General features: G+C 44.5%; 13 protein-coding genes. 5 read left to right on the forward strand and 8 right to left on the reverse strand.

The genetic code is table 11. From position 1 onward, the window contains the following. The first annotated feature begins 80 nt into the window (after positions 1–80). The gene (locus DFT_RS09320) at positions 81–503 is read left to right on the forward strand and encodes a PilZ domain-containing protein (RefSeq protein ID WP_054030929.1); all 423 of its coding nucleotides are present in this window, start codon (positions 81–83) and stop codon (positions 501–503) included. Between the two features lie 97 nt (positions 504–600). On the opposite strand, the gene DFT_RS09325 is transcribed toward DFT_RS09320, so the two are convergent. The 3 genes from DFT_RS09325 to DFT_RS09335 form a co-directional block, all read right to left on the reverse strand. Beyond that, positions 601–1,314, reverse strand: a complete 714-nt coding sequence (locus DFT_RS09325) for an FHA domain-containing protein (RefSeq protein WP_054030930.1) — start codon at positions 1,312–1,314, stop codon at positions 601–603. Positions 1,315–1,336: 22 nt separating this feature from the next. Beyond that, on the reverse strand, positions 1,337–3,016 hold the full coding sequence (locus DFT_RS09330; RefSeq protein WP_161807118.1) for an ATP-binding protein: 1,680 nt from the start codon (positions 3,014–3,016) through the stop codon (positions 1,337–1,339). Positions 3,017–3,608: 592 nt separating this feature from the next. Next, positions 3,609–4,028 (reverse strand): response regulator, encoded by a 420-nt coding sequence (locus DFT_RS09335; protein ID WP_054030932.1) that lies wholly within the window; start codon positions 4,026–4,028, stop codon positions 3,609–3,611. A 294-nt stretch (positions 4,029–4,322) separates the two neighbouring features. On the opposite strand from DFT_RS09335, the gene DFT_RS09340 reads away from it, so the two are divergent. Continuing rightward, positions 4,323–5,348: a GGDEF domain-containing protein gene (locus tag DFT_RS09340; protein ID WP_054030933.1), complete on the forward strand. Its 1,026-nt coding sequence runs from the start codon at positions 4,323–4,325 to the stop codon at positions 5,346–5,348. Positions 5,349–5,508: 160 nt separating this feature from the next. Here DFT_RS09340 and DFT_RS09345 read toward each other — a convergent pair whose 3' ends face one another. The 4 genes from DFT_RS09345 to DFT_RS09360 all read right to left on the reverse strand — a co-directional run bounded on the left by DFT_RS09345 (position 5,509) and on the right by DFT_RS09360 (position 9,864). Beyond that, positions 5,509–6,444 carry an HD-GYP domain-containing protein gene (locus tag DFT_RS09345; RefSeq protein ID WP_054030934.1) on the reverse strand — a complete coding sequence of 312 codons (936 nt, stop codon included), beginning with the start codon at positions 6,442–6,444 and terminating at the stop codon, positions 5,509–5,511. 186 nt (positions 6,445–6,630) lie between these two features. Beyond that, positions 6,631–6,849, reverse strand: a complete 219-nt coding sequence (locus DFT_RS09350) for a hypothetical protein (protein ID WP_054030935.1) — start codon at positions 6,847–6,849, stop codon at positions 6,631–6,633. A 496-nt stretch (positions 6,850–7,345) separates the two neighbouring features. Continuing rightward, positions 7,346–8,683, reverse strand: coding sequence for a sensor histidine kinase (locus tag DFT_RS09355; RefSeq protein ID WP_054030936.1), 1,338 nt, complete (start codon positions 8,681–8,683; stop codon positions 7,346–7,348). Continuing rightward, entirely contained in the window at positions 8,680–9,864 is a 1,185-nt protein-coding gene (locus DFT_RS09360) for an HDOD domain-containing protein (RefSeq protein ID WP_152971919.1), read from the reverse strand. The genes DFT_RS09355 and DFT_RS09360 overlap by 4 nt, the downstream gene beginning before the upstream one ends. Before the next feature lie 742 nt (positions 9,865–10,606). Here DFT_RS09360 and DFT_RS09365 point away from each other — a divergent pair. Further along, positions 10,607–11,365, forward strand: a complete 759-nt coding sequence (locus tag DFT_RS09365; RefSeq protein ID WP_054030938.1) for a DUF5131 family protein — start codon at positions 10,607–10,609, stop codon at positions 11,363–11,365. A 192-nt stretch (positions 11,366–11,557) separates the two neighbouring features. On the opposite strand, the gene DFT_RS09370 is transcribed toward DFT_RS09365, so the two are convergent. Then, positions 11,558–12,031 carry a hypothetical protein gene (locus tag DFT_RS09370; RefSeq protein WP_054030939.1) on the reverse strand — a complete coding sequence of 158 codons (474 nt, stop codon included), beginning with the start codon at positions 12,029–12,031 and terminating at the stop codon, positions 11,558–11,560. Between the two features lie 305 nt (positions 12,032–12,336). Between DFT_RS09370 and DFT_RS09375 the strand changes: the two genes are divergently transcribed. Further along, entirely contained in the window at positions 12,337–13,095 is a 759-nt protein-coding gene (locus tag DFT_RS09375) for a helix-turn-helix transcriptional regulator (protein WP_054030940.1), read from the forward strand. Between the two features lie 116 nt (positions 13,096–13,211). Beyond that, a complete protein-coding gene (locus tag DFT_RS09380; protein ID WP_054030941.1) occupies positions 13,212–13,712 on the forward strand; it encodes a VOC family protein in 501 nt (166 codons plus the stop codon). Position 13,713: the final 1 nt, after the last annotated feature.

The raw sequence follows: 13,713 nt of genomic DNA on the forward strand, positions 1-13,713 counted from the left end.
TGAATTGTATGAACGTATTGAAACAGTTATCACAATGATTTCGGTATGCTCAATAACCTGAATTAGACGAGAGAGAACGAATGTATCAATCCGAACGGTATGATATTACGATTCGTAAACTCATCGATTTGATTTTACAAATGACCCCAGATGAGCGGGGTTTGCTGCTGAACGAGGCAGAACGGATCAAAACCAAATTCCGTGCTACTCGCCGCAACTGCTGCATGCCGATAGCGCTTCACTATGGTGAGGAGGTCCATAATGCCACCATTACCAACCTGAGCTTCACAGGTGCCTTCGTGGAATGCTACATTCCAGTGAAAATTGAAGACCCGGTCAATATCGAATTTAAAAACGTTGATGGTTCACAGAATCTGAAGTTGGGTGCCCGTATTGTTCACGCCACCAAATGGGGAATAGGCGTTCGATTTAGCACAGTACGTTCTTTGCAAGCCCGTTTTTTGCAGAAATGTCTGGACGAGTTTCGGCAAAACGAGTTTTAACAATCGAAGAAACGCACGCCTTTCGCAAATAGCATTCGGGCAAATGGGGTTTCAGTCTTACTGCAGATGAGAAGAGAATTCGAAGGCAACTGGGTATCTATTTAGAAGGACGTTTGAAGCTGCGATATTGCATTTCGAGAGGGCCGATTTTAATTGTATCCTGATGTTTGAGTGTGGTCGGTTTGTTTATCGGTATGCCGTTGACCTTGGTTTTCAGTCTTCCCCCAACGTGTTCGATAACATAAATGTTTTGATTTTTTTTGATCCTTGCACTGGGTTTACCGGCAAAAAATGACCAAAGGCCGCTGATTTTTATCTTGTCCTCGTTGTTTTTACCGATCGTTATAACCTGTTCTATCAGATCATAATCCTCACGGGCGGCATTTAAGAAAAAAAGGTAATTGTAATAGTTCCAACCGGATTGGAATTCCTCTTTTTCCAATACCATGGTCTGATCCGATTCCCGGCGGGACATAGAATTTATATTTAGTTCATTTTCCGTGGCCTCCATTGACAAGGATTCGTATAAGTCAACGATCAGAATATATTTACCAACGGTGATCCAGTCCTGATGAGCCAATATGCTTTTTTCTATGCGCTCATCATTGACGAATGTACCGTTTTGGCTTCCCAAATCTATAAGCGTTAGCTGCTCATTTACCAGTTTGACGGCGGCATGATGTCCGGAAACGGACATATGGTCTATACAAATGTCATTGTCGGGATGACGTCCAATGGTTACTTGCTTTCCGGGTGCAACCCGATGATGGCTAAGCACCCTGTTGTTCATCGTCAGATACAAGCGAGCCATCATTTCTCCTATGTCAGATAGATCAGGCGAAAAAAATCATCTGAAATTTCGAACCGATGCCTTCTCTGGATTTGAATGTTAATCTGCCACCTGATTTTTCGACGAATTTTTGTACCATTGGCAAACCCAGACCGGTTCCTTTTGTTCCCTTGGTCGTAAAGAACAAATCGAGCACTTTGTCCGTTTTAGAGGAGGGGATTCCGCATCCATTGTCAACGACACTGACCGTTAAACACCGATTCGCTTTAACTTCGGTGCTGATTCGAATCTTTCCTCTTTTCTTGTCCTTTATTGCTTCGGCTGCATTGATGACAAGATTTAGCAAGGCTCGTTGAAATTGGATCTCATCCATCATCCAGACTGGATTTTCGGCGGACAAGGCAAAATCAAAAGAGATGCCTTCATGAGAAAACCTTCTCTCTAATGAATGACGGTATTTCATAATCGCCTTGTTAATATCGGTTGGCCTATTTAAAAACTGATCTTCTTTGACATAATCCAAGATGTCGGTGGACAGTTGATTGATGCCTGCAAGGCTTTGCTGCATCCACTGCCAGCATTTTTCCATCTGGCCATCCTCGGACGCGGCAATATGACGATCCATTAACTGCGAGGCGCTTTGGTTAAGTGCTATCAAGTTTTTGATATTATGTGCCAAGTTTCCAATGGTTAAGCCGACCCCGGCCATGCGTTCGTTTTTCAGTGCTTTTGCCAGGAAGCGGATGTTGTCTATGTTTAATGCCAACTCATTTGCTACGGCGGACGCGAAGGTCGCATCGTCCTTGGTGATTGGCGCAATCAAATTGTCAGATTGGGCATAAAGCAGTCCAAGGACATCGTTCTTTCCAACTATTGGCACACAGATGATAGACCGCAGATTGTGAATTCTTATTGAATCTGAATCCTTAAATCTCAAGTCCTTGCTGACGTCTTGGCTCACCAAGGTGATTTTCTCTGAAAGTACCCAGTCAAATAGCGTGCGGCTTACAGGGATTTCATTTTTAGTTGTATTTTGATCTCCATTCAATTTTGAGGCCACAATTTTATAGGATCCATCAGCGTCTGACTTTCTGACTATTAAAGCACAATTGGCTGATGGGATGGACTCCATGATGAGGTCAAGCCCTTTTTCATAGATTTTGGCTACCTCATTGATCGTTCGAAGATGATCACTGAGCTGATAGAGCATCGAAAGCCGTTTATAATCTGATCTGTCAGGCTCAATGGCTTTGTTGGAGACCTCTGTGGCTGCGTTTTGTAAAAAAAACCGAGCGGCATGTTCTGTATTTTGAGCCCACAGCTCACTGAGCTTTATCTCTTCATTGCTGATCATTATGGTATCCGTGGCCGAGAAGGAAGGATCAATCAACAGATCGTCAACGGTTTCAGGCTGCAATAAAAAAAGAAACCATCGGTTCCCGACACGTATCTTATCATGACTCTTGAGTGCTGCTTTTTGAATGGGTTTATTGTTGAGGAAGGTCCCGTTTTGAGAATCCAGATCTTCAATAAAAAAACTGCCATTTTCGCTGGTGATCACAGCATGCTGACGCGAAACAGTCTTGCCTGCGATTTTAATATTACCCGTTGGATCCCTGCCGATAAAGGTTTGTTGATCCTCGATCAATATTGGCCGGGAAAACGACTCAATAGGATAGGGTATTAGATATGCTTCTACCTTATGATGATTCCGTCCAGACACGTACAATCCCATGCAACATGATTGGATATGACGTCACGAACGCAATTCAAATGGATTTTTATAACTTTTAAATTTTCTCCTCCAATTGTCAAGCATCTTTACGGTGCACTCTCTGGCCAAAGATCGTATTTGATAGCGAGTTACTACCAATACCGCATTTATCCATCGTAGACTTTCTATCAATATTGCGCTCAGGTGCGAAAAATGACAAAGTTCTGAGGCGAAACAGGCCCACGCTTTGGCTCGGTTTATATCGTTGATTGACGATTCCTCGCTCAAAAAGGACTTAAACACATGCTCGCCAAAATCATTGGCATTTTATCCGGCAGTCACACTATGACAGGTCAACCTATAAGTCTGAATGATATCGGCAATTAGATCGATTGTTAGTGCATGATATCAAATACGGATCCTCTTTTTAAGATTCCTGCAAAATTGGCACCAATACGGCCGCAGGGGTGGATACGGTCCTGATCCCGGGCATGGTTTTAATGTTTCGATGAGAGAGGGTTTTTGCGATTAGCTCGAAAATTTCATTATGTTCCTGGGTCATTGGACGATGTTTATAATGAAATTGAAAGTTGCAGGATGGCTAAATTTTTGCGGAAGAATTATTATCTGTCAAAATTTTTTGGATTTCCAGGTGCAGTCCAGAAAAACTGTATGGCTTTTGAATGAACGAACTTGCCTTTCCTGAAACGACATCATTTAAATGATCTTTATAATTGTAACCGCTGACGAATATCACCGGAATGTCCGGTCGAATGCTACGAATGTGAAAAAACGCTTCTTTACCGTTCATGCCCGGCATTAGCATGTCAAGTATAACGACGTCTATGTCATCACACTCCTGCTTGAAGAGATCAATTGCCTGTTTGCCGCTTTCTGCACATATGACCTTATAGCCCAATCTTTTAAGCAACTCACAAATGGGTTCAATTATGGTGAGTTCATCGTCAACTAACAAGATTGTATGCCTGGTTTTAATCGGTCGATTCTCATCTTCGCCCATAAAAGTTTTCTCCACTGGGATAAATGTCAAAAACACCCCCAAAAATCTTAATTATCATGATATACTAATTAGTTAAAATAGAATTAAAGAAATTTTTTGCTCAATATAGAAGCAGCATGATATTGCTAAATTTTAAAAATGAGGTTCAAGCCTGAAAAAACCATACGATCCCGAGAGACACAATGAACAAAAAAAGTGCGGCAACTTGCCTCAATTCAAAGTCTAAACATCAGCGTCATTAATCTATCTATATGTTATTAATTATAAAAACTCATTGAATCGGGGTATTATAACATGGCGAATAATTTAAATGATGAGTCCAAGGGCTTGGTCCGCATCGTTCTGCCTTTGATGGCCAAGCATAAGGTGCCGATCACCCCCCAAAACTACGCCGTCTGGTATGCTTATGTCAGCGGGGAAATCGACGAGCTTCAAAAAATGCTTGATACAATGATACAAAATCAGGCTTCGTTTACCGATGAAATCAATGAGAAGCTCTGCGCAAAATTTGGATTCATTACCGAGGTGGGTGAAATCAAAAAACTTCGGGATGAATTGTTACAGGTTCTGTTGGCCATTTTAAATGACATCGCCGAGATTAACGGTGAAACCGCGCATTATGAGTCGTTTTTATCCAAATCCGTCGAGTCGCTCTCAAAGGAAGTGTCGGTTGAAGACCTCAGAACCATCGTTGAGTGCATTATTTCAGAAACAAAGGCGGTTGTAGAATTCGGAAAGGCTACGCAGGAAAAGATACAAAACATCACAAGCGAGCTGAAGGCACTGAAAAGGACTTTCGAACAAACACGCACCGAAGCTTTGATGGACTTTCTGACTGGCGTCGCCAATCGAAAGGCATTTGAGGAGGAGTTGATCAAACTGATTAGCGAGGCTGCTGCATCAGCAAAAGAATTATGTCTGCTGGTTTTGGATATCGATCATTTTAAGCAATTTAATGACCAGCATGGGCATGCCGTGGGCGATGAAGTGTTGAGATTTACAGCCCAGAAATTGAAGAGCCGGGTCAGGGGCAACGATTTTGTGGCCAGAACCGGTGGAGAAGAATTTGCCATTCTTTTGCCTGAGACGTCACTGGCTGGGGCCCAAGCAGTTGCTGAAAACATAAGGAGTTTCTTTTCAACAGCGACGCTTAAAACTTCAGGGGGCGATAAAAAGTTGGGCAGGATAACGGTATCCATAGGTGGTGCACGATACAGGGCAGGTGAAACAGCAGAATCCTTTGTGCAGCGTTCCGATAAAGCCATGTATGCCGCAAAGGTGTCAGGCAGGAACCGTGTGGTATTAGCGTCTGACAATTAGCTCACAACGGATTGTTAAACCAAAATCGCTGCCGATTCTAAAAGCGGGAACGGATTTGAAGAGGCGGGTGGATCGATAAATTGCGGCACCAGGGGGGTTGAAGGATTGAGCGAACTGTTGACATGAACAAGTATCGTATTCTCATAGCCGATCGCATACATTAAGAATAATTATATTTCCGTTGTCCTATTAAGCTCAAACATAAATCCCTAAAGATTGCTTTGTCGAATTTTCCATCTTTTTGCATCTCATCTTGAATTACCCTCAAGGCACTAAAAGAACCTTCCTTTTTCCTATGTGTCCTTTCGGTGTTCGTTAAATTGTCAAAACTGTCTATCAACCCGAGTAAACGCCCATCGAATGTAATATTGGTTATTCCTCGGGGATAGCCACTACCGTCTAAGCGTTCATGATGTTCAAATACTGCTGCTGCAATCGATGGATCGATCTGCTTGTTTTCGATAATGATGTCATGGCCTATAGCCGGATGGGTTTTGTAAATATTGAACTCGGTATCTGAAAGCTTTCTATTCGATTCAGCTACCATCTTGGGAACCTTGGTTAAGCCGATGTCGTGTAAAAGCGCGCTAAGGCTAAGCTTTTTGGCAATTTCATCATGGAATTTATTGTAAATACAAAAATTTAATACAATAACCATAACATTTGCAGAGTGTTCGACCAGGGTTGTACCACCGAATTGAAGGCCTTCGATTTTCCGCAATAACTCGGATGTGTTTGCATACTCACTATAGATAATATCGATGGTTTCTGGTAATATTTCAATTTCTTTACCCAACGGTTTTTGAAACACTTCGTTCACAATTTCACATAAAGCCGACTTTATACTCAACAAATCACCTGATTTTATTCTATCTTTGAGCTTCTTGATTAATCTTTCTCGGACTTCATTCAGAGCAAACTCCTTCATCTCTGAAGGAATATACAACTGAGGAAATGAATCCTCCAAAAGGCGTTTTGAATCGATCTCGATTCTTTCGGCCTTATACAGGATAAAATCTCCGGTTTCGTTCTTAATAAAGAGGGGGGTTTCAAAATAATTATAGGTTTGGGATTTTTTGATCGGCAAATAATCCATATATGCAACTTATTCTATGAGTTAGGTGGATTTGAGCCTTAATTATTTACCTGGATACCAAATGATCGGTATCAATGAGCCAATAGCTGAATTGGCCTCTTTATTCCAATCAATTCTTATTTGAAATACTTGCCATGATAGTTCTCCAATACGATGTCGCTCTTTGGGCACGAGACTTTTAGAACATCAACCAGTTACTATGATCGATTTTGCTTTTTCCATTTGATTCGGAAACAAATCTGCCGGGACCTTAGGCTTGCCAAGTTTTTTAAAAACCACAAATCTGGCACATTGGGTATTGTCGCCCTTACAGTATTTTTTCTTCATCGATTCAGCAAGTTGAGGCATATTTGCCATTTTGTCATTGAAAAATACACAACCTGCTACACATTCGCACTCTGCCATTTTCGCACCTTCCTTTAAAATGCTTTGATACTATAATTAATTATATTTAACGGTACGTTACAAGGATCTAAAACTTTACTTGTTATTTAGTCTGGGCGATGGCGTAGTGAATATCGGCATGTAAAATTATTTCTTTAGCTTGAATTCCGAAGAACTGTGAGACCCTGCACTCCGTCCGATGATTTGAATTGCTGGCGGGGCGGTTAAATTTGCCGTAACAGAAAATAAAAAGGTAAAAAGTGGAACGGTTCCAGAAATCATCGGTATCGTTCGTTGACATGATAGGTGTCGGATTTCCCGGTTCGAAATCTGGCCGATCTTTACTTCTACCCTATGATCATTTTTTGAGTCAGGCGAGTAGCCTCAGCGTGCCGATAAAGCCATGTATGCCGCAAAGGTGTCAGGCAGGGACTGTGTGGTCGTCAAATAGTTGATAACCAATCCTCAAAGGGCTTTATGACAGGGCTCTATTTGCGATATATATGCACGTGTCCAATCAACGGGCCAGCGGCAGATAAATGGTTACGGTTGTTCCTTTGCCCACTTGCGACTCGATGGTGATCTCACCGGCGTGGTTTTTCACAATTCCGTAAGCGGCTGCCATGCTCAGACCGCGTCCGGTGAATTTAGTGCTGAAAAATGGATCGAAAATATGCTCCATCGTGCGCTGATCCATTCCTTTCCCGTTGTCTTTAACCTTAATCTTAACATATTCACCCGGTGCCAGCTCTATCAGCTTCGGATCATCTGTCAATTCATCGATTGAAATTTTTTCCGCGCTAATGACCACCTGACCATCGCTTTCCATCGCTTCAATGGCATTTGTGATGATACCTGAAAGCGCTGATTCCATTTGGGTGCAATCGACCTTGACATAAAACGTATTTTCCTGAACCGTAGATACAAACTCGATGGGACTATCCAATGACTTTTTGGCGCCACCCAAAGCACTCCTGACCAACATGTCGACCAAGGTCTTTTCGGTCAGGTACTTTCCGCCACGTGCATAGGCAACCAATTTGAAGGTCAGATCTTGCATTCTCTTGGCGACAGTTTCCAGGCGCTTTAAATTGCTGCCAGGGTCCTGGCCCTGGGACATTTGCAGTTTAATCAAATCCACGCTGCCGATCAAAACCGCCAGCGCGTTATTAAACTGATGCGCGACACCTCCTGCCAACGTTCCAATGGCATCCATTTTCCGCGCGTTGAGCAGTTGAAGATCACGCTGGCGCAACTGATCGACTTTTTCTGCCACCTTTGTGTGCAGCTCCGCATTCTGGCGCTGGAACATGTCCAAGTATTCGAGACTTTCCAGGGTATTTGCGGCATTTCTCAGCAACAGGGAAAGGGCTTGCATGGATCCTTCTGGAACGCTGCAGTTTTCAATCGGCAACAAGCCAACGAACAACCCGCGAATCCGGCAATACGTCGCCATGACATGCAGCACAACCCGGTAGCGCCGGTCTTGAGAGTAGATCATGATCCCGCGCCGCTCTCTAAGTGCCCAGGAGACGTGATCATGGCTGACCAGGGACTCGAACTGATTTTCAAGCACCCCCTGGCTCTCCGGTGGGATGCAGCATGCAATGCTGAGATTGGATGTTAGCTGGTCAACTTTATAGATGGCACTGGTGTCAAATCGCATCAGCTGACTGCTTTGCTGCGCTGTCAGTTTGATGAGCTCCTCGGCGCCTATGCGATTATCGACATGTTTTTGAAAATCACCTACCTCAAGCACCTGCTCCATGGCGCTTAACATACAGCGGTTCTTTTCTTCCTGTGCAAAGAGCAGCAGATCATGGCCATCGGCAGGTGTCTTTCGCCTATCATTCATTCGGCAAGTCCCCAGTGAGGCGTCCCCATGATGTCCATCTGCTCGATGGTCTGACCGATGGATATCTTCAACGCGTTTGGTGACAGGTTCAATCGGTTCCAGACCCTTGCATCGAAATGCGGGACCGCATGCTCGCCGCTATGACCCAGACCCAGTGCGTTGACGGCAAGATCCGCCATTTGCACGATGCCGGGGCCGGTTGGATCCGGACAGCGGGAGGGACGATGATGGTACACGATGCAATCGGTCAGGGTCTCGGGCAATTTCCACTTGTCTAAAAGCTGGGCAGCGATTTGTTCGTGATTGATGCCCGAACACTCGGTTTCGATCTCATATAAAGATAACCCGGTCTTTCTGGCGAGCTCCAGACACAATCCTGCCTGTTCGGGAAAATAACGGTACCACACCAGGCGGCCGATATCATGAAGCAGGCCGGCAACGAACATCTGCTCCGTATTGGGCCGATTAAGCCGCGCTGCCATTATTCTGGAAAGCAGCCCGCATGCCAGGCTGTGGCGCATAAAGGTGGACATATCGACCAGGTCTTTGGGTATGTTGCTAAACAAACGCATGACACTGATACCCATGATCAATGAACCGACTTCCCGTGTGCCCAAAAGCGCTACGGCACGGGAGACGGTGTCGATCCTGGAAGGAAAGCCAAAGATGGCCGAGTTGGCGATTTTCAGCAGTATCGCTGCCAGACTCGGACTCGTGTTGACCACCTCGGCAAGGTCGTTGCCCGAGGATCTGGGATTCGCAGCCACCTCATTGAATTGCGTCACTATTTGAGGTGACTCGGGCAGTTGTATCTCGGAAAACCGGATTTGGGTTTGAACGGCCCTGTGAAGGTCAAATCTAAAATCAGGTGAAAGTCGCTTCGGATCCTCAAATCCCAGCATGAAATTATGCTGGAATCGATATTCTATTGCCGACTTGATAATGGTAACGATAGCAGGATGCTCGGTATCGACGTTTTGCAGCATCCTGACAAGAGCCCCCTCGATGGCTTTCCGTTTAGGATTTTGCCCATCCAATGGAGCGGCAGCCGATTCTATCGGCCCCTGCACGTCAACTTCAGCCACCCCCCACATTTTGAGCAAACGTATCTGTTCACGATCGACCGCTTTGCCTTTGGTCAATAACAAACGGCCGTTGATGTCCCGCACATCTTGACTCAAGATGCATCCGGAGCCCAATTTATCCAAAGCAACAATGCCCAAAAAAGTCTTCCTAACCTGATATTTTTGGAGTTATTTCGTTATTGGTGCGCTTTGATGATCTTCAAAAATGGCTCCCGTCATGGGTGTTGTCTCTGCTTAAAATATTTTTCTAAATCGAATACAGTAAGTTATAAGCAAATTGAAAAGTTTTAGTTTAAAACACCACAACGATTCCGGCGTATTTATAATCCTGGATTTTTCATCGGCCCTGCACGGTAATTACTTGAGTTGTCAAAAAAATGTTCGTGAGACGACAGGCATCCAATAACTTTTTTACAGCATTCGATTGCCATCTGTTACATAGGGTGGGTTTAGGAAAATGGCCTGGGCGTCGGGTACGCTATTTATTGGGTGGTGAGATGAATGGCCTGATATAGAGTAAAGGCCAGAATCATATCCGAGAGAATCACCACCACCCTCACCTCCCTTAAAAAAATCCGCATTTCGATTACTGTTCAAATTGACGGATACAGACCGTCAATACACACACAGGACAAAATTATTGATGCCATCCGAGTCCATGCACTTGATTTCAGCGTTTTTGACGTTTTTCGATTTCATCATCCTTGATTATTCCAAAATTAATCTCAATGAGCATGCCTTTAGTCTAAGTCAATTTTGCCGATAATAACTTTGATATATAAAGCAAAACGATATTCCCGATTCAAACTTGATCCTAAATTTTCAAGGAATCAAACCAATGGCAAAACAGAAAATTCGAAATCCAGAAATGGGAGACTCCGGCAAGAGCTGGAATGTCGTGACCGGTTGCGACAAATACAGTGATGGTTGTCTGAATTGTTATGCTGTAGATCAGGTTAAATGGTTAGCGAGATTAGGTCAGGACGTCTACATTCAAAATGGGTTCAATCTTACATTGCACCACGACAGATTGAATTGGCCATTAACCAAATTCGCCAAGAAACCAAAGAAACCCGCTAAGAGCTTCGTAACTGAGATGGGGGATTTATTTCACGTTAATGTCCCTGATAGCTTCATTAAAGAGGTTTTCGATGTGATGCTTCAAGTTCCCCAACACAGATTTTACGTCTTGACCAAACGGGCGGAGCGATTCGGTCAATTAGCGCCGCAACTTCCATGGAGACCCTGGATGTGGGCTGGTGTTACAGTTGAATCCGATAAATATTTGGAAAGAATTGATGATCTCAAAAAACTTCCACCCGAGGTCAATAAATTCGTCATGATGGAACCACTGTTGAGTCCGATGCCAAAAATTGATCTTTCTGGAATTCACTGGGTTGTTGCAGGAGGTGAAACTAACTCAAAAGGGAAATTCCGGCGCATGGATGAAAAATGGGTTATAGACATCAGGGATCAGGTTAAGGCAGAAGGCCTTCCTTTCATGTTCAAGCATTGGTCTGGATATAAGCATAATTCAAAACCGGCATTGCTTGAAGGTAAGATTTGGGCAGAATATCCACCATCTTTGCTACAATGAACAACGGAAATAGGAGTTAGAATTATATTCTCCCCAAAATTATCGGCATCATATCCGGAATCCTCGCAGTCGGCGTCTATGCCTATGCCGGCCGTGAATCATGTCGGAGTGGATTTTAACGGCGAGGGTAGAAAAAAACAGGATATGGCTTAGTGCGCTGATGTATCATTTTTCAACCGGACGATCAGTATTTTAATCAACTTGCTCTTCTTGTTCAGCGAACAACACCGTATCTGTATCTACATCCGCTTCCTCTGATTCGATTTCAATTCCGAAAAAGTGGATTCCTTCTAAATTCATACTATTGAGCCAACTCAACGCCGCTCGGTGCTTTTGCTCGAAATACTCGGAGAGCCATGCGATTTTCAGAATTTTAAATCCGCCGGCACTAATATTTAATTCAGTGAGACTGGTAAATTTGTTTTGCGGGGGGCCAATCAGGAAGAGCACGTATGCGTCGGTTCGTATATCCTTGCAAAGGGTGCCGCTTTTGATGTGTCCCGCGCGAACCTTTGGCTCGATGCATGTAAGCTGCATTCCGATGCAATCCCCGATGCGCCTCAAATTTTCCGGGTGCACATACCATTTATCTAAAAAACTTTGACCGCTGCTCGGACCGACAAGGGCCACTTTTTTGAGCCTGCACGAAAACAGTTTGTCATCCATGATCCCTCAATTGATGGTTGGGGAACAAGAAGGCGTTTTTGTTTCATTTTTAAATTGTTAGAGTAGGTGACAAGGCCAGATTGTGATCATTTACGTGTTGACTAAAAATGTTTTCAGATCAACTGTCACAAGTGACAGGTGCCGGCTTAACGTGCCGTATCCATAAGATAAAAAATATCCGATGGGGATTTACAGAGCCTTGAAATTAACATATCATAAATTTGTCCAATCAATTCTGATATCACAATTCGATCTTATGGCGGCCTCACATTGATCTGCCCACTTCAAACGAGGAAGGGGTAAAGATGATGCGAAGTGATCTGCTGGAACACCTGTCCTCCTGCGATCGTACCGAACTGATGATGCTGAGTCATCAGTCTCTTAAATGTCAGACCAAAGACCAATTGAGCAGGCTTGTACTGGATTTGAAAGGCCTCATTGGATTCGAAAACGCGGTCTGTGCCCAAGCCAAAATCCCCGATGCCTTCCTCGATCCTGACGCGCGGATAGAGTATCTGGATGTGAGTTATCCGGGCGGCTACATGGATCTTTACTTGGAAAAGAAGTTCCAACTGACCGATGCCGTTTTGTGTGAATTTTTGAACCACCTGTCACCGGTGAACTGGGGGAGTTTGAACCGAGACTATGGGTTTGACTATGCTGCCTCGGTGCGGGCAATTGACTACAATATGCGGGATGGGTGGACCCATGGCATCATCGACCCGTCCACGATGACCAGCACCGTCTTTTTCCTGGGCGGCCCAAAAGCGGATGCTGACATCCGGTCCCAAGCCGTTTTATCCTATATCATCCCTTTTTACGCGGAGGCCTTCAAAAGGGCTTTCGACACCACGATAAAGCCCATCCAAAGTCTAACCCAAAGAGAAATTGAGGTCCTCAGGTGGATAAGGGAGGGTAAAAGCTCCTGGGAGATGTCCGTTATTTTAAAGTGCAGCAAGCGGGTGGTCGATTACCATGCAAACAACATAAAACAGAAGCTCAACGTCATGAATCGCGCGCAGGCCGTAGCGGTTGGTCTTCAACGCGGCATCATCCAATTCTAATTTCACATCGATCAAGAAAATGCTGAAGTTGATTTCAGCCATGGCCTGTGCCCCGAGCTCCCGAAAAATTACATGTTCGAGAAGATTGGTTTAAAAAAATCGAGAGGATAAAACATATGCCCAAAGGAACAAAACACCGGTTCGCGCACGTCTGCATATTGGTAAAGGATATCGATACGGCCATTGAGCACTATACACGCATCTTAAAGGCGGTGGCGCCGCAGATGCTCGCGGAGAAAGTCGTCAAGCAGGAAGGGCGCATGGGTAATGACCACTATCTGACGGCCTTCTTTCCCGCAATCGGAGAGGCCTGCGATATCCAATTGCTGCAGCCGGTAAATGCCGATTCGGCTATCGCGCGGCGGTTGGCTAAACATGGAGAGGGCGTGCACCACATTGCTTTTACCACGGGCCATCTTGAGGATACCTTTCGAGAACTCAAAGAGCAGGGGGTGCAGCTGCACGGTGATAATTTTCTCAAGGACGGCAGCAACCCGAAGCTACAACTTGTCTGGATACATCCGGAATACGCCCACGGCGTGCTGATCGAGGTGATGGACGAGTATCGACTGGAGGATGGGTTGATTAAGGAAGTGCAAGGCAGTGTGGAAGATTGAA

This window comes from Desulfatitalea tepidiphila, assembly GCF_001293685.1.
Lineage (GTDB): Bacteria > Desulfobacterota > Desulfobacteria > Desulfobacterales > Desulfosarcinaceae > Desulfatitalea > Desulfatitalea tepidiphila.

Bases quoted from the DNA above. Each gene is read 5' to 3' on its own strand.
- DFT_RS09375 (WP_054030940.1), top strand. From the start codon at position 12,337: ATGATGCGAAGTGATCTGCTGGAACACCTGTCCTCCTGCGATCGTACC.
- DFT_RS09320 (WP_054030929.1), top strand. From the start codon at position 81: ATGTATCAATCCGAACGGTATGATATTACGATTCGTAAACTCATCGAT.
- DFT_RS09335 (WP_054030932.1), bottom strand. From the start codon at position 4,028: ATGGGCGAAGATGAGAATCGACCGATTAAAACCAGGCATACAATCTTG.
- DFT_RS09380 (WP_054030941.1), top strand. From the start codon at position 13,212: ATGCCCAAAGGAACAAAACACCGGTTCGCGCACGTCTGCATATTGGTA.
- DFT_RS09340 (WP_054030933.1), top strand. From the start codon at position 4,323: ATGGCGAATAATTTAAATGATGAGTCCAAGGGCTTGGTCCGCATCGTT.
- DFT_RS09355 (WP_054030936.1), bottom strand. From the start codon at position 8,683: ATGAATGATAGGCGAAAGACACCTGCCGATGGCCATGATCTGCTGCTC.
- DFT_RS09350 (WP_054030935.1), bottom strand. From the start codon at position 6,849: ATGGCAGAGTGCGAATGTGTAGCAGGTTGTGTATTTTTCAATGACAAA.
- DFT_RS09365 (WP_054030938.1), top strand. From the start codon at position 10,607: ATGGCAAAACAGAAAATTCGAAATCCAGAAATGGGAGACTCCGGCAAG.
- DFT_RS09325 (WP_054030930.1), bottom strand. From the start codon at position 1,314: ATGGCTCGCTTGTATCTGACGATGAACAACAGGGTGCTTAGCCATCAT.
- DFT_RS09370 (WP_054030939.1), bottom strand. From the start codon at position 12,031: ATGGATGACAAACTGTTTTCGTGCAGGCTCAAAAAAGTGGCCCTTGTC.
- DFT_RS09345 (WP_054030934.1), bottom strand. From the start codon at position 6,444: ATGGATTATTTGCCGATCAAAAAATCCCAAACCTATAATTATTTTGAA.